This window comes from Streptomyces mexicanus, from assembly GCF_902506575.1.
Classification (GTDB): Bacteria; Actinomycetota; Actinomycetes; order Streptomycetales; family Streptomycetaceae; genus Streptomyces; species Streptomyces mexicanus.
Genome location: NZ_LR732544.1, coordinates 1,156,506 through 1,176,016 on the forward strand (window position 1 = coordinate 1,156,506; position 19,511 = coordinate 1,176,016).

The 19,511-nt window shown below is 72.1% G+C and carries 19 protein-coding genes; 2 read left to right on the plus strand and 17 right to left on the minus strand.

Annotated features, from left to right (window positions below; translation table 11 throughout):
* Nucleotides 1–229 precede the first annotated feature (229 nt).
* Nucleotides 230–733: a transcriptional regulator BldD gene (bldD, locus tag GV126_RS05255; protein WP_018570201.1), complete on the plus strand. Its 504-nt coding sequence runs from the start codon at nucleotides 230–232 to the stop codon at nucleotides 731–733.
* Between the two features lie 206 nt (nucleotides 734–939).
* On the opposite strand, the gene nusB is transcribed toward bldD, so the two are convergent.
* The 14 genes from nusB to GV126_RS05320 form a co-directional block, all read right to left on the minus strand.
* Nucleotides 940–1,383: a transcription antitermination factor NusB gene (nusB, locus tag GV126_RS05260; protein ID WP_159663122.1), complete on the minus strand. Its 444-nt coding sequence runs from the start codon at nucleotides 1,381–1,383 to the stop codon at nucleotides 940–942.
* Between the two features lie 2 nt (nucleotides 1,384–1,385).
* Complete coding sequence (gene efp / locus GV126_RS05265; RefSeq protein ID WP_028423057.1) at nucleotides 1,386–1,952, minus strand: elongation factor P; 567 nt, start codon at nucleotides 1,950–1,952, stop codon at nucleotides 1,386–1,388.
* A 48-nt stretch (nucleotides 1,953–2,000) separates the two neighbouring features.
* On the minus strand, nucleotides 2,001–3,107 hold the full coding sequence (locus GV126_RS05270; RefSeq protein ID WP_159663124.1) for an aminopeptidase P family protein: 1,107 nt from the start codon (nucleotides 3,105–3,107) through the stop codon (nucleotides 2,001–2,003).
* 124 nt (nucleotides 3,108–3,231) lie between these two features.
* Nucleotides 3,232–3,831, minus strand: a complete 600-nt coding sequence (locus GV126_RS05275; protein ID WP_236569887.1) for an AAA family ATPase — start codon at nucleotides 3,829–3,831, stop codon at nucleotides 3,232–3,234.
* Nucleotides 3,765–4,151 carry a Pro-rich N-terminal domain-containing protein gene (locus GV126_RS37435; RefSeq protein ID WP_369123896.1) on the minus strand — a complete coding sequence of 129 codons (387 nt, stop codon included), beginning with the start codon at nucleotides 4,149–4,151 and terminating at the stop codon, nucleotides 3,765–3,767. The genes GV126_RS05275 and GV126_RS37435 overlap by 67 nt, the downstream gene beginning before the upstream one ends.
* Nucleotides 4,152–4,205: 54 nt before the next feature.
* Entirely contained in the window at nucleotides 4,206–5,297 is a 1,092-nt protein-coding gene (aroB, locus tag GV126_RS05280) for a 3-dehydroquinate synthase (protein ID WP_159663128.1), read from the minus strand.
* Nucleotides 5,294–5,809: a shikimate kinase gene (locus tag GV126_RS05285; protein ID WP_159663130.1), complete on the minus strand. Its 516-nt coding sequence runs from the start codon at nucleotides 5,807–5,809 to the stop codon at nucleotides 5,294–5,296. The genes aroB and GV126_RS05285 overlap by 4 nt, the downstream gene beginning before the upstream one ends.
* Nucleotides 5,806–6,990 carry a chorismate synthase gene (gene aroC / locus GV126_RS05290; RefSeq protein ID WP_159663132.1) on the minus strand — a complete coding sequence of 395 codons (1,185 nt, stop codon included), beginning with the start codon at nucleotides 6,988–6,990 and terminating at the stop codon, nucleotides 5,806–5,808. Before aroC ends, GV126_RS05285 begins: the two co-directional genes overlap by 4 nt.
* Before the next feature lie 148 nt (nucleotides 6,991–7,138).
* Nucleotides 7,139–7,978, minus strand: coding sequence for a shikimate dehydrogenase (locus tag GV126_RS05295; protein ID WP_159663134.1), 840 nt, complete (start codon nucleotides 7,976–7,978; stop codon nucleotides 7,139–7,141).
* Nucleotides 7,959–9,737: an endolytic transglycosylase MltG gene (mltG, locus tag GV126_RS05300; protein WP_159663136.1), complete on the minus strand. Its 1,779-nt coding sequence runs from the start codon at nucleotides 9,735–9,737 to the stop codon at nucleotides 7,959–7,961. Before mltG ends, GV126_RS05295 begins: the two co-directional genes overlap by 20 nt.
* Nucleotides 9,738–9,858: 121 nt before the next feature.
* The gene (ruvX, locus tag GV126_RS05305; protein ID WP_159663138.1) at nucleotides 9,859–10,323 is read right to left on the minus strand and encodes a Holliday junction resolvase RuvX; all 465 of its coding nucleotides are present in this window, start codon (nucleotides 10,321–10,323) and stop codon (nucleotides 9,859–9,861) included.
* Nucleotides 10,324–10,369: 46 nt separating this feature from the next.
* Nucleotides 10,370–13,042, minus strand: a complete 2,673-nt coding sequence (gene alaS / locus GV126_RS05310) for an alanine--tRNA ligase (protein ID WP_159663140.1) — start codon at nucleotides 13,040–13,042, stop codon at nucleotides 10,370–10,372.
* Nucleotides 13,042–13,440, minus strand: a complete 399-nt coding sequence (locus tag GV126_RS05315; RefSeq protein ID WP_159663142.1) for a hypothetical protein — start codon at nucleotides 13,438–13,440, stop codon at nucleotides 13,042–13,044. Before GV126_RS05315 ends, alaS begins: the two co-directional genes overlap by 1 nt.
* A gap of 9 nt (nucleotides 13,441–13,449) precedes the next feature.
* Nucleotides 13,450–13,890 carry a DUF948 domain-containing protein gene (locus GV126_RS05320; protein ID WP_028423047.1) on the minus strand — a complete coding sequence of 147 codons (441 nt, stop codon included), beginning with the start codon at nucleotides 13,888–13,890 and terminating at the stop codon, nucleotides 13,450–13,452.
* A gap of 208 nt (nucleotides 13,891–14,098) precedes the next feature.
* Here GV126_RS05320 and GV126_RS05325 point away from each other — a divergent pair, with 208 nt between their 5' ends.
* Nucleotides 14,099–16,351 carry an ATP-binding protein gene (locus tag GV126_RS05325; RefSeq protein WP_236569889.1) on the plus strand — a complete coding sequence of 751 codons (2,253 nt, stop codon included), beginning with the start codon at nucleotides 14,099–14,101 and terminating at the stop codon, nucleotides 16,349–16,351.
* Between the two features lie 48 nt (nucleotides 16,352–16,399).
* Here the strand turns inward: GV126_RS05325 and rpsD are convergent, their stop codons facing one another.
* The 3 genes from rpsD to GV126_RS05340 form a co-directional block, all read right to left on the minus strand.
* Nucleotides 16,400–17,014 carry a 30S ribosomal protein S4 gene (gene rpsD, locus GV126_RS05330; RefSeq protein WP_028423045.1) on the minus strand — a complete coding sequence of 205 codons (615 nt, stop codon included), beginning with the start codon at nucleotides 17,012–17,014 and terminating at the stop codon, nucleotides 16,400–16,402.
* Between the two features lie 345 nt (nucleotides 17,015–17,359).
* On the minus strand, nucleotides 17,360–18,715 hold the full coding sequence (locus tag GV126_RS05335) for a replication-associated recombination protein A (protein ID WP_159663143.1): 1,356 nt from the start codon (nucleotides 18,713–18,715) through the stop codon (nucleotides 17,360–17,362).
* A 93-nt stretch (nucleotides 18,716–18,808) separates the two neighbouring features.
* Nucleotides 18,809–19,465 carry a vitamin K epoxide reductase family protein gene (locus GV126_RS05340; RefSeq protein ID WP_159663144.1) on the minus strand — a complete coding sequence of 219 codons (657 nt, stop codon included), beginning with the start codon at nucleotides 19,463–19,465 and terminating at the stop codon, nucleotides 18,809–18,811.
* Nucleotides 19,466–19,511 lie beyond the last annotated feature (46 nt).

Here is a 19,511-nt window from a genome sequence, read left to right on the forward strand (position 1 = left end):
CCCCCACGCCCGCCCCGTGGCCGCCCCCCCCCCCCAATTACCCCGTAAGGGGTCGTCGGCAGCGTCAGATGTGTATCAGAGACCGTCCAGGTGCCGATACCACGGAAGAGGCGGTCCGGACCATCCGGCTTGACGCGGCAGTGTAACGCTGCGTAACCTCACAGTGAGTTACCAGCCGCGCGGCCTGGAACCCAAAGCCAGTCGCGTCGACACAGTGCCGGGGAGCTATATGTCCAGCGAATACGCCAAACAGCTCGGGGCCAAGCTCCGGGCGATCCGCACCCAGCAGGGCCTTTCCCTCCACGGTGTCGAGGAGAAGAGCCAGGGACGCTGGAAGGCGGTGGTGGTCGGTTCCTACGAGCGTGGCGACCGGGCCGTGACCGTGCAGCGCCTCGCCGAGCTGGCCGATTTCTACGGGGTCCCCGTGCAGGAGCTGCTGCCGGGCACCACCCCGGGCGGCGCCGCCGAGCCGCCGCCGAAGCTGGTCCTGGACCTGGAGCGGCTGGCCACGGTGCCGGCCGAGAAGGCGGGCCCGCTGCAGCGGTACGCCGCGACGATCCAGTCCCAGCGCGGTGACTACAACGGCAAGGTCCTCTCGATCCGCCAGGACGACCTGCGCACACTCGCCGTCATCTACGACCAGTCGCCCTCCGTGCTGACCGAGCAGCTGATCAGCTGGGGTGTGCTGGACGCGGACGCGCGCCGCGCGGTGGCGTCCCACGAGGAGGCCTGAGCACCCGGACCCCCAGGGGTTCCGACAGGTCCCACAACCACCAGCAGAAACGTGCCGCCGGGGTGGCCGGAACGCGACGGTTCCGGCCACCCCGGCGGCCTTTGCGCGCCCTCGCGTCCCGAGGGCGCGCCGGAACAACGCCTCAGGGGCCCGCAGCGGTGTCGCTGCGGGCCCCTGAGGGATGCGGGTGCCGTTACTGCGGCGTCTCACGCCTCGGCGCCGGTGTCCCGGCGCAGGGAGGGCTTGAGCTCCTTCAGCCGGCCGAGCAGGCCGTTGACGAACGAGGGCGACTCGTCCGTGGAGAACTCCTTGGCCAGCTGCACCATCTCGTCCAGCACGACGGCGTCCGGGGTCTCGTCGACCCAGATCAGCTCGTAGGCGCCGAGCCGCAGGATGTTGCGGTCGACGACCGGCATGCGGTCCAGGGTCCAGCCGACGGCGTACTGGGCGATCAGCTCGTCGATCCGCCTCGCGTGCTCGGCGTAGCCCTCGACCAGCTGCATCGTGTACTCGCTCACCGGCGGCTGTCGGGTGTCGCTGCGGGAGAGCCGGATCCAGTCCGCCAGTACGGTCAGGACGTCGGCGCCGCGCTGGTCACCCTCGAAGAGGATCTGGAAGGCGCGCTTGCGGGCCGTGTTGCGGGCAGCCACGGTTAGCTGTTCACCCGGCCGAGGTAGTCGCTGGTGCGGGTGTCGACCTTGATCTTCTCACCGGTGGTGATGAAGAGCGGGACCTGGATCTGGTGGCCGGTCTCCAGCGTGGCGGGCTTGGTGCCGCCGGTGGAGCGGTCGCCCTGGACGCCCGGCTCGGTCTCGGCGACGGTCAGCTCGACGGCGGCGGGCAGCTCGACGAAGAGCACCTCGCCCTCGTGCTGGGCGACGGTCGCCTCGAAGCCCTCGATCAGGAAGTTGGCGGCGTCACCGACGACCTTGCGGTCGATGTGCAGCTGGTCGTAGGTCTCCATGTCCATGAACACGAAGTAGTCGCCGTCCATGTAGGAGAACTGCATGTCGCGCTTGTCGACGGTGGCCGTTTCGACCTTGACGCCGGCGTTGAAGGTCTTGTCGACGACCTTGCCGGAGAGCACGTTCTTGAGCTTGGTGCGCACGAAGGCCGGGCCCTTGCCGGGCTTGACGTGCTGGAACTCGACGACGGACCACAGCTGGCCGCCTTCGAGCTTGAGCACCATGCCGTTCTTGAGGTCGTTCGTGGAAGCCACGGTTGCTTCAATCTCCTGGACTTACGTGGACGACCCCGGGGCACGCGCCTACAACGCGAGCAGCTCCTTGGTCGTGATGGTGAGTAGCTCGGGTCCGCCGTCCGCCTCGGGGCGTACGACGAGCGTGTCATCGATCCGGACACCGCCCCGTCCCGGGAGGTGGACTCCCGGTTCTACGGTGACCGGCACGCAAGCGTCCAGTTTACCCATGGCCGCAGGGGCCAGCTGAGGGTCCTCGTCGATTTCGAGTCCGACCCCGTGCCCGGTGAGCGGCTGCAGTCCCTCGGAGAATCCCGCGGAGTCCAGCACCTGCCGCGCGGCGCGGTCCACGTCCCGGTAGGCGGCGCCCGGCATCAGCGCCTCCCGCCCGGCCCGCTGGGCGGCGAAGACCAGGTCGTAGAGCTGGATCTCCCAGTCCGCGGGGGACGTGCCGATCACGAACGTACGGCCGATCTCGCAGCGGTAGCCGCGGTAGGCGGCGCCCAGGCAGACGGAGAGGAAGTCGCCCTCCTCCACGCGGCGGTCGGTGGGCCGGTGGCCGCGGCGGCCGGAGTTCGGGCCGGTGGCGACCGAGGTCGGGAAGGCGGGGCCGTCGGCGCCGTGGTCGACGAGCCGCCGCTCCAGCTCCAGGGCGAGGTGCCGCTCGGTGCGGCCCACCAGGATGGACTCCAGCAGTTCGCCGAGGGCCTGGTCGGCGATCTCGGCGCCGATCCTCAGGCAGGAGATCTCCTCCTCGTCCTTGACGAGGCGCAGCTGCTCGACGGCGGTGCCCAGGTCGGCCAGGCGGAGCCGGGGCGCCACCGAGGCGAGGGCGCGGGGGCGGGCCACGGTGAGGTGGGGCTCCTCGACGGCGAGCGAGTCGGCGCCCTGGGCGTGGGCGAGGCCCGCGGCGGCGACGGCCGGGTCGCCGGCGGGCTGGGGCAGGACCCGCACCCGCAGGGCCTCGTCGGGACGGCCTTCGTGGGGCCGGTCGTCCGGTGGGCTCTGGCACACCAGCAGGTCCTCGCGCTTACCGAGGAGCAGGACGGCACCGCGCGGGGCCGCCCCCGCGAGGTACCGCACGTTGGCGGGACGAGTCACCAGCGCCGCCGCGCTGCCTCCCGCGTTGCAGCGCTCCCTGAGCCGGGTGCGGCGGGCCGCGTAGACCTCTGACATGAACCGAGCGTACGAGCGGTGGCCGAATATCGCCGTTCGGGAGAGCCGAGTGGGTCGGCCCGCGGCGGCGGGTGGTCCCCCCGCGCGCGCCTCGGTCGGAGCGTGAGCGGCCGCGCGGGCCCGGTCACCAGCTCGGCGGGCTCGCGATCGCGCGGGCCAGGACCTCGTCGAGGAGGCGGGCCGTGGTCGGGATGTCCAGCTGGGAGTTGTCGATGATGGGCAGGCCGGAGCCGTACCAGCCGGCCATGCGGCCGTGGATGCGGGCGACCTCCTCGTCGGTCAGTCTGCGGTTGCCGGTGCGCTCGGCGTTGCGCTCCAGGACGACGTCCAGGCCGGGCAGCAGGACCACCGGCAGCAGCCCGGGGCCCACATGCCGTTTCCAGCCACCGAGGCCCACCACCGGGCGGTCGGGGAACACGGCGTCGTCGAGGATGCACGAGATGCCGTTGGCGAGGAAGTTGCGCGCGGCGAACCCGCAGGTGCGGCGGGCGAGGCGGTACTGCGCCTCGGAGTGGTCGTTCCACCCGGACTGCGGGTCGGCGAAGCCCGAGCGGACCCACTCGCGGACGTCGTCGAGGCTGATGTGCGCCGTGGGGACCGGACGGTGCTCGGCCCAGTGCTTGGCGACGCTGGTCTTGCCGGCGCCCGCCGGACCGATCAGCAGCACGGCGAGGGTGGTGGTGGCCGGATCGGGCGCGGCCTGGGCGGCCGGCGCGCTGGGCACGGCGACCGGGGCACCCGGCGGGGCACGGGGCCCGGGCCGTGGTGCGGGGCCGGGTGCGGCGCACCGGCGAAGTGCGGACCCGGGTGGTGTGCGGCCGGTGACCAGCCGGCGGCTGGTCCGTGCCCCGGCTGGTGGGGCGGCGGCAGCGGAGAACCCACTGCGTGCTGCATCCGGTGCCACTCCGTCTCGTACAAGGCAATGGGCGCGGGCAGCGGGCCCGAACCCCGCTGCCTACCGAACGGTACCGTTCCCGGCCGTCCGATGGGGAAACGGCCGGGGGCGGTCCGAAGTGCCCGCCTGCGCAAGCGCGTCGGCCTCATCGCGCGCACCCGCGCGGGAAGCCGCACGCGTCGAGGGCCGACGGCTCGCGGGTCCTACTGGCCCACCTCGCCGTAGGCGGCGAGCAGCACGGCCGGGTCCGGGCCCTCCAGGACGGTGGGCTTGGCCAGGCCGTCCAGGACGATGAAGCGCAGCAGGTCGCCGCGGGACTTCTTGTCGACCTTCATGGTCTCCACCAGCTTGGGCCACTGGTCGTAGCGGTAGTGCAGCGGCAGGCCGACCGCTTCGAGGATCGTGCGGTGGCGGTCCGCCGTGGCGTCGTCCAAACGGCCCGCCAGACGGCCGAGTTCGGCGGCGAAGTGCATGCCGACCGCGACCGCCGCGCCGTGCCGCCACTGGTAGCGCTCGTTCTTCTCGATGGCGTGGCCCAGCGTGTGGCCGTAGTTGAGGATCTCCCGCAGGCCCGACTCCTTCAGGTCCGCGGAGACCACGTCGGCCTTCACCCGGATCGACCGCTCGATCAGCTCGGCGGTGTGCGGGCCGGCCGGGGTGCGCGCGGCCTCGGGGTCGGACTCGATCAGGTCCAGGATCACCGGGTCGGCGATGAAGCCGGCCTTGATGACCTCCGCGAGGCCGGAGACGTAGTCGTTGACCGGCAGGGAGTCCAGCGCGGCCAGGTCGCACAGGACGCCCGCGGGCGGATGGAAGGCGCCCACCAGGTTCTTGCCCTCGGCGGTGTTGATGCCGGTCTTGCCGCCGACGGCCGCGTCCACCATCGCCAGCACGGTCGTGGGGACGGCGACCCAGCGCACTCCGCGCAGCCAGGTGGCGGCCACGAAGCCGGCCAGGTCCGTGGTCGCGCCGCCGCCGACGCCGACGATGACGTCGGAGCGGGTGAAGCCGGACTGGCCGAGCGCCTTCCAGCAGTAGGCGGCGACCTCGGCGGTCTTGGCCTCCTCGGCGTTGGGCACCTGGATGGCGATCGCCTCGTAGCCCTGCTCGGCCAGGTCGGCGCGCAGCGCCTCGCCGGTCTCCGTCAGCGCCTCGGGGTGGATCACGGCGACCCGCTTGGCCTTCTCGCCGATCAGACCCGGCAGTTCGCCGAGGAGCTGACGTCCCACCAGGACGTCGTAGGGGTCGGTACCCGCGGTGCCACCGACGTGGATCCGGGTGACTGCCTCGCTCATGCCTGCTTCAACTCCACTGCGTCCAGGACGGCTTCGGTGACTTCCTCGGGGGTGCGGTCGTCGGTGGCCACCACCGCGGTGGCGACCCCCTCGTACAGGTGCCGGCGGGCTTCCATCAGCTCGCGCCACTGCTTGCGCGGGTTGACCGCGAGCAGCGGGCGGGCGGCGTTCAGCCCGGTGCGCCGGGCGGCCTCCTCGACGTCCATGGACAGGTACACCACACACCGCCCGGCCAGCAGCCGGCGGGTGTCCGCGTCGAGGATCGCGCCGCCGCCCAGTGCCAGCACCCCGTCGTGCTCGGCCAGCGCCCGTGCGACGGCGTCCTTCTCCAGCGCGCGGAAGGCCGGCTCGCCGTCCTCGACGAAGATGTCGGCGATCGTGCGGCCCTGCGCGGCGACGATGTCCTCGTCCGTGTCCCGGTAGGCGGTGCCGAGCCGGGCGGCCAGCAGCTGCCCGACGGTGGACTTGCCCACGCCCATCGGGCCGACCAGGACGACCAGCGGGCCGCTCATCGGATGTGCAGGTGGTCGAGGTACGAGCGGACGTTGCGGCGGGTCTCGGCGACGCTGTCGCCGCCGAACTTCTCCGCCACCGCGTCCGCCAGCACCAGCGCCACCATCGCCTCGGCCACGATGCCGGCCGCCGGCACGGCGCACACGTCCGAGCGCTGGTGATGGGCCTGCGCCGGCTCGCCCGTGGAGACGTCCACCGTCTTCAGCGCCCGCGGCACCGTCGCGATCGGCTTCATCGCCGCCCGCACCCGCAGCAGCTCACCCGTCGACAGACCGCCCTCGGTACCGCCCGAGCGGCCCGTCGCCCGCCGGATCCCGTCCTCGGTGGTCACGATCTCGTCGTGCGCCTGCGAACCGGGCACCCGCGCCAGCTCGAAGCCGTCCCCGACCTCGACGCCCTTGATCGCCTGGATGCCCATCAGCGCACCCGCCAGCCGCGCGTCCAGCCGCCGGTCCCAGTGCACGTGCGAACCCAGCCCCACGGGCACCCCGTAGGCCAGCACCTCCACCACACCACCGAGGGTGTCGCCGTCCTTGTGCGCCCGGTCGATCTCCTCGACCATCGCCTTGGACGCCTCCGCGTCCAGGCAGCGCACCGGGTCCGCGTCCAGCTTCTCCACATCCGCCGGCACCGGGTACACCCCGTAGGGCGCCTTCGCGCCCGCCAGCTCCACCACGTGCGAGACGATCTCGATCCCGGCCGTCTCCTTCAGGTACGAGCGGGCCACCGCGCCCAGCGCCACCCGGGCCGCCGTCTCCCGCGCCGAGGCCCGCTCCAGCACCGGACGGGCCTCGTCGAACCCGTACTTCTGCATGCCCGCGAGGTCGGCGTGACCGGGCCGCGGCCGGGTCAGCGGCGCGTTGCGCGCCAGCTCGGCCAGCTCGGCGGGATCCACCGGATCCGCGGCCATGACCTTCTCCCACTTGGGCCACTCGGTGTTGCCCACCATGACCGCCACCGGGGAACCCAGGGTCAGCCCGTGGCGCACCCCGCCCAGGAAGGTGACCTCGTCCCGTTCGAACTTCATGCGCGCGCCACGGCCGTAGCCCAGCCGCCGCCGGGCCAGATGGTCGGCCACCATGTCCGTGGTGACGGGCACGCCGGCGGGAAGACCCTCCAGCGTGGCGACGAGTGCGGGTCCGTGGGACTCCCCCGCGGTCAGCCAACGCAACCTGCTCAACGGTGCTCCTCATCCTCGCGCCTGGAACTGCGACGGCGCGACCGGGTGCGCGGCCCTGGCCCGCCACCTCCGATCCTCCCATGTCCGGATCGGCGGATCCGCTGCCGGTCCAGCAGGCGGACGCGGGGCCCTGCGGCCCCGGCGGGACTCAGCGGTCCGCCAGCGCCTTCTCGCCCGCGCGGCGCATGGCCTGCAGCGGGGCCGGGGCGCGGCCCGTCATCTGTTCCACCTGCAGAACGGCCTGGTGCACCAGCAGGTCCAGGCCGCTGACGACGGCGCCGCCGGCCAGCGACCAGCGGGCGGCGAGGTCGGTGGGCCACGGGTCGTAGAGGACGTCGAAGAGGGTGGCGGGCCGCTCGGGCACGGCGGCGGCGAGGGCGTCGGTGGTGCCGGCCGGGGTGGTGGCGATCACCAGCGGGGCGCGCAGGGCCTGCTCCGCGTCGGACCAGTCGGCCGTGCGGACCTCCACCCGCAGCCGCTCGCCCCACTGGCGCATCTCGGCGGCGCGGGCCTCGCTGCGGACGTAGGCGACGACCTCTCCGGTGCAGATGCGGGCCAGGGCGGCCAGCGCGGAGGAGGCGGTGGCGCCGGCGCCGAGGATCGCCGCCGAGTCGACCTGCTCGATGCCGTGTTCGCGCAGCGCGGCGATCATGCCGGGGATGTCGGTGTTGTCGCCGGTGCGCCGGCCGTCCTCGGTGAAGACGACGGTGTTGACCGCCTCGACCGAGGCCGCGGTGTCGCTGATCTCGTCCAGCAGCGGGATGACGGCCCGCTTCAGCGGCATGGTCAGCGACAGCCCCGCCCACTCGGGGCCCAGCTCCTCGAAGAAGCCGGGCAGGCCGGCCTCGTCCACCTCGAACCGGTCGTACGACCACGTGGCGAGGCCCAGTTCCGCGTAGGCCGCGCGGTGCAGCACCGGGGAGAGGGAGTGGGCGATGGGCGAGCCGAGCACGGCGGCCCGGTGAGCGTCAGGTGCCCGAGCTGGCATCGAACTTGTCCTTGAGCTTCAGGAAGTCGGCGTACGTCTTGGCGAACTCGGTCTTGTTCATACCATCGGTCGCCACGAAGTAGATCCAGCCCTCGTCGGTCGGGTTCAGCGCCGCCTTCAGTGCGTCGTCGCCGGGGTTTCCGATCGGTCCGGGCGGCAGGCCCTTGTGGGTGTAGGTGTTGTACGGGCTCTGGTTGCTGTTGATCTCTTTTTCGCTGATGTGGATGTTGCTCTCGCCCTTCAGGTAGTTGAAGGTCGAGTCGAACTGGAGCTTCTGGTTGGTCTCCGTGTTCGTCGGCTTGAGGCGGTTGTAGACCACCTCGGCCATCATGCGGAAGTCGTCGTGCGTCTTGCCCTCGGCCTGGACGAGGCTGGCGACCGTGACCAGCTCCAGCGGGCTGGACAGGCCGAAGTCCTTGGCCTTGGCGGCCAGGTCGTAGCGGTTGTAGGCCTGGCCGGCCTGCTGGACCATGCTCTTCAGGATCGTTTCGGGCTTCATGCCCTTGGCCGCGGGATAGGTGCCCGGGTGGAGGAAGCCCTCCAGCGGGTCCATGATCTGGCTGTTGGAGTTCGCCCAGCTGGGCAGCCCGAGGTTCTTGTACTCCTTGGCGGCGATCTTCTTGGTGGTGCCGTCGGCCAGGTCGAGCCGCTTGTCGATCGCCGCGTACACCTGGGCGTTGCGCTCGCCGGGTTTGACCAGGACGTTGCTCTGGCTGCGCGGGTCGAGCATGAGCGCGACGGCGCTGGCGGCGGACATCTGCTTGTTCAGCAGGTAGGCGCCGGCCTGGATCTGCTTGCCCTTGGGGTTCTGCGACTGGGCGGCGACGAACGCGTCGACGCTCTTGACGACGCCCGCCTTCTTCAGGGCGCGGCCGATGTCGTAGCCGCCGGCGCCCTCGGGGATCTCGACGGTGACCGTCTCGCCGGTGCCGTCGCCCGCGTAGTCCGGCGCCGGGCCGAAACGATTTTGGTAGAAGTGGTAGCCGTAGTAGGCGACGCCGGCCGCGCCGCCGCCGAGCACCACGGCCACGACGAGGCAGGCCAGTCCGTTGCGGCGCTTCCTGCCGCCCTTGCTCTTGCCGCCCCTGCCCCGGCGCTCGCCGCGGCTTCGGCGTCCGGCCGGGTCGTCGGCGGCGGGAGCGTCCTCGTCGTCGTGGCCGGCACCGGAGAAGAAGGCGTGGTCCTGCTCGTCGGAGCCGGGCTCCGCATCCCGGTCCGGGTGCGTCTCGGGTTCGGTGTGCCGGCGGTTCGGCGGCTGCGGCGGCGGGTAGGCCTCGGGGGCGCCGCCGTACGGGTCGGGCTGCTCGGGGCCGTAGGCCATCGCCTGCTGCTGCCCGTAGGGGTCGGCCGGGTCGCCGGGGTACGGCAGGTGCGCGTGGGTGCCGGTGCCGTCCCAGCCGTCCTGCCGGTACTGCTCCTGGGACTGGTCCGGGTACTGCTGGTGGTCCGGCCCGCCCTGGTGGACGGGCTGCGGCCGGCCCTGCGGGTCGTAGGGCGCGGGCTGCTGGGCGCCCTGTCCGTCGTAGGGGGACGGCTGGTGGTTGCCCTGGACGTCGTAGTGCTGGTGCTGCCCGCCGTAGCCGGGCTGCTGGGCCTGGCTCCAGTCGCCGTACTGCGGCTGGTGCGGCTGCTGCGCGTGGCCGCCGTAGGGGGACTGCGGGTCGGTGTGACCCTGCTGTCCTGTCCACCCGACGTCCCCGTACAACGGGTCCTCCGGATGCCACGGTTCGGGGCCAGGACCCCGGCCATACTCAGTCATCGATCCCCTAGAGCCGCGAGGCGGCGTTCACGCGGCCTTACGTCCAGCTGCCGTTCCGCCTCTTGCTGTGCGCCGGCTGTTCGAACACCGGCGCATCGCGCGGAACGTTACCGTATCGCGATCAGATGACCACTTCGACGCCCTCGCCGGGTGCTGTGCCTGACACCCGTTCGGATTCGAGGGCCTGTTGCAGGATGATCACGGCGGCGGCCTGGTCGATCACGGAGCGTCCCTTCTTGGACCTCACCCCCGAGGCACGCAGCCCCTGGCTCGCGCTCACCGTGGTCATCCGCTCGTCCACCAGGCGCACCGGCACCGGTGCGATGCCCCGGGCCAGCTCCGTGGCGAAGCCCCGGACCTTGACCGCGGCCGGGCCCTCGCCCCCCTTGAGGGAGCGGGGCAGGCCGACGACGACCTCGATCGGCTCGTACTCATCGACGAGCTGCCGCAGGCGGCGGTGCGCGGCCGGGACGTCCCGGCCGGGCACCGTCTCCACCGGGGTGGCGACGATCCCGTCGGGGTCGCAGGAGGCGACTCCGATCCGGGCATCCCCGACGTCGATCGCGAGTCGCCGTCCTCTGCGCATGTCCGACCGTTTCCTTGCTTTCCCGGTTTCCTTGCTTTCCGTTTCCTTACTTCGCGGTCTCGGCGACGAGGCGCTCGACGGCGTCCACGGCCTCGCCGACGGCGGCCGGGTTCTGGCCGCCGCCCTGGGCGACGTCCGGCTTGCCGCCACCGCCGCCGCCGAGGGTCTTGGCGGCGGTACGGACCAGGTCACCGGCCTTCAGGCCGCGCTCGCGGGCGGCCTCGTTGGTGGCGATGACCGTCAGCGGCTTGCCGTTGTTCACCGTGAACAGGGCGACGACGGCGGCCCGGCCGCCCTGGATGCGGCCGCGCACGTCGAGGACCAGCTTGCGCAGGTCGTCGGCGGTCGTGCCGTCCGGAACCCGGCCGGTGACCAGGGCGACGCCCCGGACGTCCTTGGCGGACTCGGCGAGACCCGCGGCGGCCTGCAGCACCTTCTCGGCGCGGAACTTCTCGATCTCCTTCTCGGCGTCCTTCAGCTTGCCGAGCATCGAGGAGACCTTCTCCGGCAGCTCCTCCGGGCGGCCCTTGAGCAGCTCGGTGAGCTGGTTGACGACCGTGTGCTCGCGGGCGAGGAAGTTGTAGGCGTCCACTCCGACCAGGGCCTCGATCCGGCGCACACCCGAGCCGATGGAGGACTCGCCGAGCAGCTTCACCAGGCCCAGCTGGGCGGTGTTGTGCACGTGGGTGCCGCCGCACAGCTCCTTGGAGAAGTCGCCGATGGTCACCACGCGGACCCGCTCGCCGTACTTCTCGCCGAACTCGGCGATGGCGCCCTGCTTCTTGGCCTCGTCGATGCCCATGATCTCGGCGTGCACGTCGAGGTCGCGGGCGAGCACCTCGTTGATCTTCTGCTCGACGTCGGTCATCACCGTCTGCGGCACGGCGGAGGGGGAGCCGAAGTCGAAGCGGAAGCGGCCGGGCTGGTTCTCCGAACCGGCCTGGGCGGCCGTCGGGCCGAGCGCGTCGCGCAGGGCCTGGTGGGTGAGGTGCGTGGCCGAGTGGGCGCGGGCGATGGCCTTGCGGCGGCGGGCGTCGATCGAGGCGTGGGCCTTGGCACCGACCGTCACCTCGCCGACCTGGACGACGCCCTTGTGGACGTACACGCCCGGCACCGGCTTCTGGCAGTCGCGGACCTCGATGACGGCGCCGGAGTCGACCTTGATGCGGCCGGTGTCACCGATCTGGCCGCCGCCCTCGGCGTAGAACGGGGTGCGGTCCAGGACGACCTCGACCTCGTCGCCCTCGGTGGCGGCCGGCGAGGACACGCCGTCGACCAGCAGACCGACGATGGTGGACTCGCCCTCGGTGTCGGTGTAGCCGATGAAGTCGGTCTCGCCGGCGGTGTCCGCGATCTCGCGGTAGGCACCGAGGTCGGCGTGGCCGGTCTTCTTGGCCTGGGCGTCGGCCTTGGCGCGCTCCCGCTGCTCCTTCATCAGGCGGCGGAAGCCCTCCTCGTCCACGGCGAGGCCCTGCTCGGCGGCCATCTCCAGGGTGAGGTCGATCGGGAAGCCCCAGGTGTCGTGGAGCAGGAACGCCTTCTCGCCGGACAGCACCGTGCCACCGGAGGCCTTGGTCTCGGTGACGGCGGTGTCGAGGATGTTGGTGCCGGCCTTCAGCGTCTTCAGGAAGGCGTTCTCCTCGGCGAGGGCGACCTTCTCGATGCGCTCGCGGTCGGTGATCAGCTCCGGGTACTGCTGGCCCATCATGCCGATCACGGTGTCGATGAGGTCCTTGACGACCGGGCCGGTGGCGCCGAGCAGCCGCATGTTGCGGATGGCGCGGCGCATGATGCGGCGCAGCACGTAGCCGCGGCCCTCGTTGCCGGGGGTGACGCCGTCGCCGATGAGCATCGTGGCGGTGCGCATGTGGTCGGTGACCACGCGCAGGGACACGTCCGAGTCGTGGGCGTCGCCGTAGGCCACGCCGGTCAGCTCGGTGGCCTTCTTGATCACGGCCATGGAGGTGTCGATCTCGTACATGTTCTGCACGCCCTGCAGAATCATGGCGAGCCGCTCCAAGCCGAGGCCGGTGTCGATGTTCTTGCTCGGCAGGTCCCCGAGGATCTCGAAGTTGTCCTTGCCGGTGCCCTCGCCGCGCTCGTACTGCATGAAGACCAGGTTCCAGATCTCCACGTACCGCTCGTCGTTGACGGCGGGGCCGCCCTCGACGCCGAACTCCGGGCCGCGGTCGTAGTTGATCTCGGAGCAGGGGCCGCACGGGCCGGGCACGCCCATGGACCAGAAGTTGTCCTTCATGCCCAGGCGCTGGATGCGCTCGGCGGGCACGCCCACGACGTCGCGCCAGATCTGCTCGGCCTCGTCGTCGTCCTGGTAGACGGTGATCCAGAGCTTCTCCGGCTCCAGGCCGTAACCGCCCTTGTCCTGGGGGGTGGTGAGCAGCTCCCAGGCGAGCTTGATGGCGCCTTCCTTGAAGTAGTCGCCGAAGGAGAAGTTGCCGCACATCTGGAAGAACGTGCCGTGCCGCGTGGTCTTGCCGACCTCTTCGATGTCGGGCGTGCGCACGCACTTCTGCACGCTGGTGGCGCGCGGGAACGGCGGCTTGACCTCACCCAGGAAGTAGGGCTTGAAGGGCACCATGCCGGCCGGGACGAGGAGCAGAGTCGGGTCGTCCGCGATGAGCGACGCCGAAGGGACGACGGTGTGCCCGCGCTCCTCGAAGAAGCTCAGCCAGCGACGGCGGATCTCAGCCGACTCCATCAGTGGTCCTCATTCCGGTTGTACGAGTACGTCGGGTACGTCGAGCCGTCGACGTACTTCGGGCTGTTGTGGTTCTCGATGGCGGCGTACCGCCGCGACGGGGCCGCGCCCTGCCCGAGCGCGGCCGAGCGCCTGGGGGCGGGGAGTTCGGGGTCGACGGGGGCGTCGATGCCGAGCGCCTCGCCGAGTTCGGCCTCCCGCTGGGCCATGTTGTCGCGGACGTCGAGCGCGAAGCCGACCGCCCGGTCCTTGAGCCACTGACCGGTCTCCAGCGCCTTGTTCGCCGCGGTGGCGGCGACGCTGTCGGGGGTCAGCTGCCTCAGCTTGCGGTTGACCTTGGTGGTGGCCCACACACCGGCGGCGACACCTGTGGTGAACCAGAACGTACGGCGGAACATCGCTAGTCCTTACTTCTCCCGGTTGTTCCGCTTCCCCCGCCGCGCGGCCGGGACGGTGCGGCCCACGATCACGGTACGCCTCGACGCCCGGGCGGGCACGTCCTCCTTGCGGGCGCCCAGCGCGCGGCGCACGCCGTAGCCGAAGGCGGCCACCTTGACCAGCGGGCCACCGAAGGTGGAGGCGACGGTGGTCGACAGCGCCGAGGCGTTGGAGGTGACCTCCTGCACGTCCGAGGCGATCGCGTCCACGCGGTCGATCTGGGTCTGCGCCGAGCGCACCGCCTGGGAGGCGTCGGCCAGCAGCGGAACGGCCTGCTCCGTCACCTCCGCCACGAGCTTGGTGGTGGCCTTGAGCGTCTGGGCCAGCCTCGCCAGCGCGACCGCGAGGAAGGAGACCAGGATCGCCCAGAACACGGCCACCAGGATCCCGGCCACCTCACCACCGGACACTGTGCGCACCCGCTCCCTGATACGTGCCTGAACTGTCCCGTGCCCGAACGCCCACGCGGCGTCGCGAGACATCGAGAACATCGAGAAAGTCGTGCACCGAGCCTATCGCGCCACGGCTGGGACTCCGTACCGGATTCCGGACCGGCGGGCGGGCGGATCCGGGGAGCGATTGTACGGACCGCATACGCTTCAGTACCCTCCGTGTCCCATGCGAGACGCCATGCACGATCCCACGCCCGACTCGCCGCGTCCGGAGCACGGCCTGGACCCCTCCGCGGCGGGCACGGTGGGCGACCTCCCCGCGGAGCTCGACGCGTTCGTCGGCCGGACCGCCGAACTCGGCGCGCTGACACGGGCGCTGCGCTCCGCCCGGCTGGTCACGGTGACGGGCATGGGCGGGGTCGGCAAGACGCGGCTGGCGCTGCGCGCGGCGGCACGGTGCGCGTCGTCGGCCCAGGGGGCGAGCGGCGGGGTCGGTCCGGCGCGGGGGCGGCCGCGCCCCTGGGCGTGGGTGGAGCTGGCGGCGCTGCGGGATCCCGGGCTCGTCGACCACGCCCTGCTGGGGGCGCTGGGCCTGACCGACCACACGATGCGGCCGCCGCGCCGCACGCTGCTGGAGCACCTGTCCGGCCGGCGGCTGCTGCTGGTGCTCGACGGGTTCGAGCACCTGGCCGAGGCGTGCGCCGAACTGGTGGCCGAGGTGCTGCGGCGGGCGCCGGGCGTGTCGGTGCTCGCCGTGGGCCGCAGACCGCTGGGGGTGGCCGGCGAGCGGCTGTTCCCGCTGGGGCCGCTGACCGAACAGGACGCGGTCCGCCTGCTGGCCGAGCGGGCCGCCCAGCAGGGGGTGAGCGTCGCGCGCGGGGACCGGGCGGTACGCGAGCTGTGCCGGCGCCTGGACGGCATTCCGCTGGCACTGGAACTGGCCGCGGCCCGGCTGCGGGCGCTCTCCCCCGACCGGCTGCTGGAACGGCTCGACGACCGGTTCCGACTGCTGACCGGCGGCGGCCCCGGCACTCTGCCCCGGCACCGCACGCTGCGCACCGCGATCGGCTGGAGCCACGAGCTGTGCACGCCCGCCGAACGGCTGCTGTGGGCGCGCCTTTCGGTGTTCACCGGTCCGTTCGACCTGGAGGCCGCCGAATACGTGTGCAGCGGCGACGGGCTGCCCGCCGACGACGTGCTGGACGGGCTCGGGGAACTGCTCGCGCAGTCCGTGGTGTGCCGCGAGGACACCCCGGCGGGCGTGCGCTACCGGATGCTGGACACCGTCCGCGCCTACGGCGCCGGCTGGCTGGCCGCGACGGGGGACACCGACCGGCTGCGGCGCCGGCACCGCGACTGGTACCTGGGCCTGGCCACCTGGTGCGAGCTGGAGTGGTTCTCGCCCCGGCAGACGGAGGTGGCCACCCGGATCGAGGTCGAGCTGCCGAATCTGCGCGGCGCCCTGGAGTACTGCGTGACCCGGCCCGAGGAGGCGCATCTGGGCCAGTACCTCGCGGGCTGCCTGTGGTTCTGCTGGACCGGGTGCGGGCGGCTCGCGGAAGGCCGGCACTGGCTGACCCGCGCGGCGAACCTCGACGGCGGCCACGCGCCGTCCCGGCTGAAGGCGCTGACGGGGCTCGCCTATGTGGCGATCCTGCAGGGCGACACGGTGCCGGCCCTGGCCACGCTGGAGGAGTGCCGCCGCACCGCCGAGGACGCCGCAAGCGCGCGGGCGCTGGCCTACACCGAGCACCGCACCGGCTGTCTGGCCCTGGTCACGGACGACCTGGAGCGCGCGGAGACGCTGCTGCGCTCGGCGCTGCGGCGCTACGGGGAGCTGGGCGAACTCAACAGCGCCGTGCTCATGGGGCAGGTCGAGCTGGCGATGGCCCGCGCCTTCCAGGGCGATCTGCCGGAGGCGGTGCGGCTGTGCGAGGACGTCCGCCGGGTCTGCGAGGACCACGGGGAGCGCTGGAGTCGCGCGTACGCGCTGTACGTGCTGGCGTACGCGGCCTGGAGCGAGGACGATCCGGCCGCCGCGCGGGCGCTGCTCGTGGAGTGCCTGGGCAGCGCGCACGGCTTCAACGACCTGCTGGGGTCGGTGCTGGCGCTGGAGCTGCTGGCCCTGGTCACCGTGTCCGAGGGGGACGCGGCGGAGGCGGCGCTGCTGCAGGGCGCGGCGGGCGCCCTGTGGCCGTCGGTGGGGCTGCGGCTGTTCGGTTCCGTGTACTACAACGCCCCGCACGAGCTGTGCGAGGCGCGGGCGCGGGAGCAGCTGGGCGACGAGCGGTACGAGCGGTGCGTACGGGCGGGCGCGGAGCTGGACCGGGAGGCGGCGGTGGACCGGGCGCTGGGCCGGACGCGGGCCTCGGCCCCGGCACCGCTGCCGGCCCCGCGCCGGCCCGGACCGCGGCAGGGGGCGGACACGCGCGAGCCCGCCGCCTCGCCCGCCCACGGGGGCGGGGAGACGACGGGCTGAGGCGGTGGCCCGCCGACACCGGTCGGCAGGCGTGGTGCCGCCGCTGGATCAGCGGGCGTAGTACTCGACGACGAGCTGCTCGTCGCAGATCACCGGGATCTCCTTGCGGTTCGGCTCGCGGTCCAGGCGGAACGCCAGGGCCTTGAGGTTCACCTGCAGGTAGCGGGGGGTCTCGCCCTCGGGGGCGAAACCGCCCTCACGGGCGATCTGGAAGAGCGTCTTGTCCTTGGAGCGGTCGCGGACCTGGACCACGTCGTCGGGGCGGACGCGGAAGGACGGCTTGTCGACCTTCTGGCCGTTGACCTGGATGTGGCCGTGGACGACCATCTGGCGGGCCTGGTAGATCGTGCGGGCGATGCCCGAACGCAGGACCAGCGCGTCGAGACGGCGCTCCAGCTCCACGATCAGAGCCTCACCGGTCTTGCCCTGGACCTTGGAGGCGCGCTCGTAGGCGCGCACCAGCTGGCGCTCGGAGATGTCGTACTGAGCGCGCAGGCGCTGCTTCTCCAGCAGACGGACCTTGTAGTCCGAGTTCTGCTTGCGGCCGCGGCCGTGCTCACCCGGCGGGTAGGGGCGGGCCTCGAAGTACTTGACGGCCTTCGGGGTCAGCGCGATGCCGAGGGCACGCGACTTCTTGACCTTGGGGCGGGACTGGTTCGCCATGGAACCGAACACCTCGTGTTTCTGTGTGAATACGGCTTCACCAGGGTTAGGGGAGGTCGCATCCGCAGCCGGGGAAACCCGCGGGTCCGCTTCGGACCTGCCGGGCAGCCGCTCCCCTGGTCTGGGCACATACGTGCAGCACGCGAGTGGCCCACCGACCGCTCCCCGGCTGACGGGGGTGGTGGTGGGCTGCCCGCGACACCGTTCGACGGTGCGCGACGCTCCTGGATCCCCGCTGCCCTGCGGCGGTGGGGTTCCGGCTGGATGTCCCGCTCTGGTGGTGCCGGTTCCCCTTGCGGGGTCCCGGACACGGGACGCAGCGCTTTGCCGCAGTCTACAGGGTCCTCAGGACCGCTTTCGACCGAGGTGCCGGCGGGTCCACTCCACCGCGTCCGCGTACCGCGCCTCGGCGCCGTGCCTGGTCGGGGTGTAGTACTCGCGGTTCTTCAGCGCGTCCGGGGCGTACTGCTGGGCCGCGATGCCCTCGGGCAGGTCGTGCGGGGAGACGTAGCCCTGCCCGTGCCCGAGTTTCGTGGCGCCCTTGTAGTGGCTGTCGCGCAGGTGCGGCGGGACGGGGCCGGCCCGGCCCTTGCGCACGTCCTCCCGGGCGGCGCCGATGGCGGGCGTCGCGGGGGTCGACTTCGGGGCCAGCGCGAGGGGGATGGGGGCGTGGCTGAGGGGGGGCGCGGCCTCCGGGAAGCCGATCATGGCGACGGCCTGGGCGGCGGCCACCGCGATCGGCAGCGCGTGGGGATCGGCGAGGCCGATGTCCTCACTGGCGGAGATCATCAGCCGGCGGGCGATGAACCGGGGGTCCTCGCCGGCCTCGATCATGCGGGCCAGGTAGTGCAGGGCCGCGTCGACGTCGGAGCCGCGGATGGATTTGATCAGGGCGCTGGCCACGTCGTAGTGCTGGTCGCCGTCGCGGTCGTACTTCACCGCGGCCCGGTCGACGGTCTCCTCCAGCGTGGTCAGGGCGATCTCGCTCTCGCCCTTGTCCAGGGCGGCGCCCGCGGCGGCCTCCAGGGCCGTCAGGGCGCGGCGGGCGTCACCGCCGGCGATGCGCAGCAGGTGGTCCTCGGTGTCCTCGGGGAGGGTGACGGCGGACTTCAGGCCGCGCTCGTCGGTCAGCGCCCGGCGCAGCAGGCCGCGGATGTCCTCGTCCGTGAGCGGCTCCAGGGTGAGCAGCAGGGAGCGGGACAGCAGCGGGGAGATGACCGAGAAGTACGGGTTCTCCGTGGTGGCGGCGATCAGGGTCACCCAGCGGTTCTCCACCGCCGGGAGCAGGGAGTCCTGCTGGGCCTTGCTGAAGCGGTGGATCTCGTCGAGGAACAGCACGGTCTCCTGGCCGTACCCGCCGGAGGCGCGGCGGGCGCCGTCGATGACCGTACGGACCTCCTTCACGCCCGCGGTGATCGCCGACAGCTCCACGAAACGCTTGTTGGTGGCCTTGGAGACGACGTACGCCAGGGTCGTCTTGCCGGTGCCGGGCGGGCCCCACAGGATCACCGAGGAGGGTCCCGCCGGTCCCCCGGCGCCCTCGCCGACCAGCCGGCGCAGCGGCGAGCCGGGCTTGAGCAGGTGCTGCTGGCCCACCACCTCGTCGAGGGTGCGCGGGCGCATACGGACCGCCAGGGGGCTCGCGGCGGGGTCCTTCTCCTGGCGTTCTTCTGCTGCGGCGGTGAACAGGTCGGGCTCCACGCTGAAACCCTATGGCACCGCACCGACAACCCGGCCGGGGCCGGGTGCCTCTCGCCCGTCAGGTGCCCCGAGCCGCCTCGGGCGGTCGGGCTGTCAGGCCCAGAGGCTGCTGCCCCAGCGGGTCAGGACGAGCATGGCGATGACACCGGTGTGCGTGACCGGGATGACCCAGGTGAACTCCTCGAGGAAGTTCTTCACCGCGCGCGGCGCGGGCAGGAAGTCGTTGCGGATGTTGAACGAGGTCACATACCAGAACATGGTGAGCGTGGCGACCCAGGCCAGCGAGCACCACAGGCACAGCGCGTTGATCCGGTACAGCGACTGGAACTGCAGCCAGGTGACGAAGCAGACGCCGAAGAGCGTGCCGAAGTTGAACGTCAGCCAGTACCAGCGCGGGAAGCGGGCGCGGGCGAGCAGGCTCATGCCGACGCAGATGACGATGCCGTAGCAGACCAGGCCGAGCATGGGGTTGGGGAACCCGAAGACGGCGGCCTGCTTGCTCTCCATGACGCTGCCGCAGGAGACGATCGGATTGAGGCTGCAGGCCGGGGTGAAGGTCTTGCCGGCGACCTTGGCCTCGAGGATCTTCTGCTTGTCGATCGTGATGACCCAGGCGGCGAGCAGTCCGGCCGCACCGGTGATCACCAGCAGCAGGGCGAAGGCGCGGCTGCCGCCCGCGGTGCGCGGCCCGGCCACCGCGCGCTCCGGTTCGGGTTCCGTGGAGACGTCCTTGACTGTCGTCTTGCTCATCACGCCGATTCCGTCGGTTGGGGGTCGGACCTGCTTCGGGCAGGGC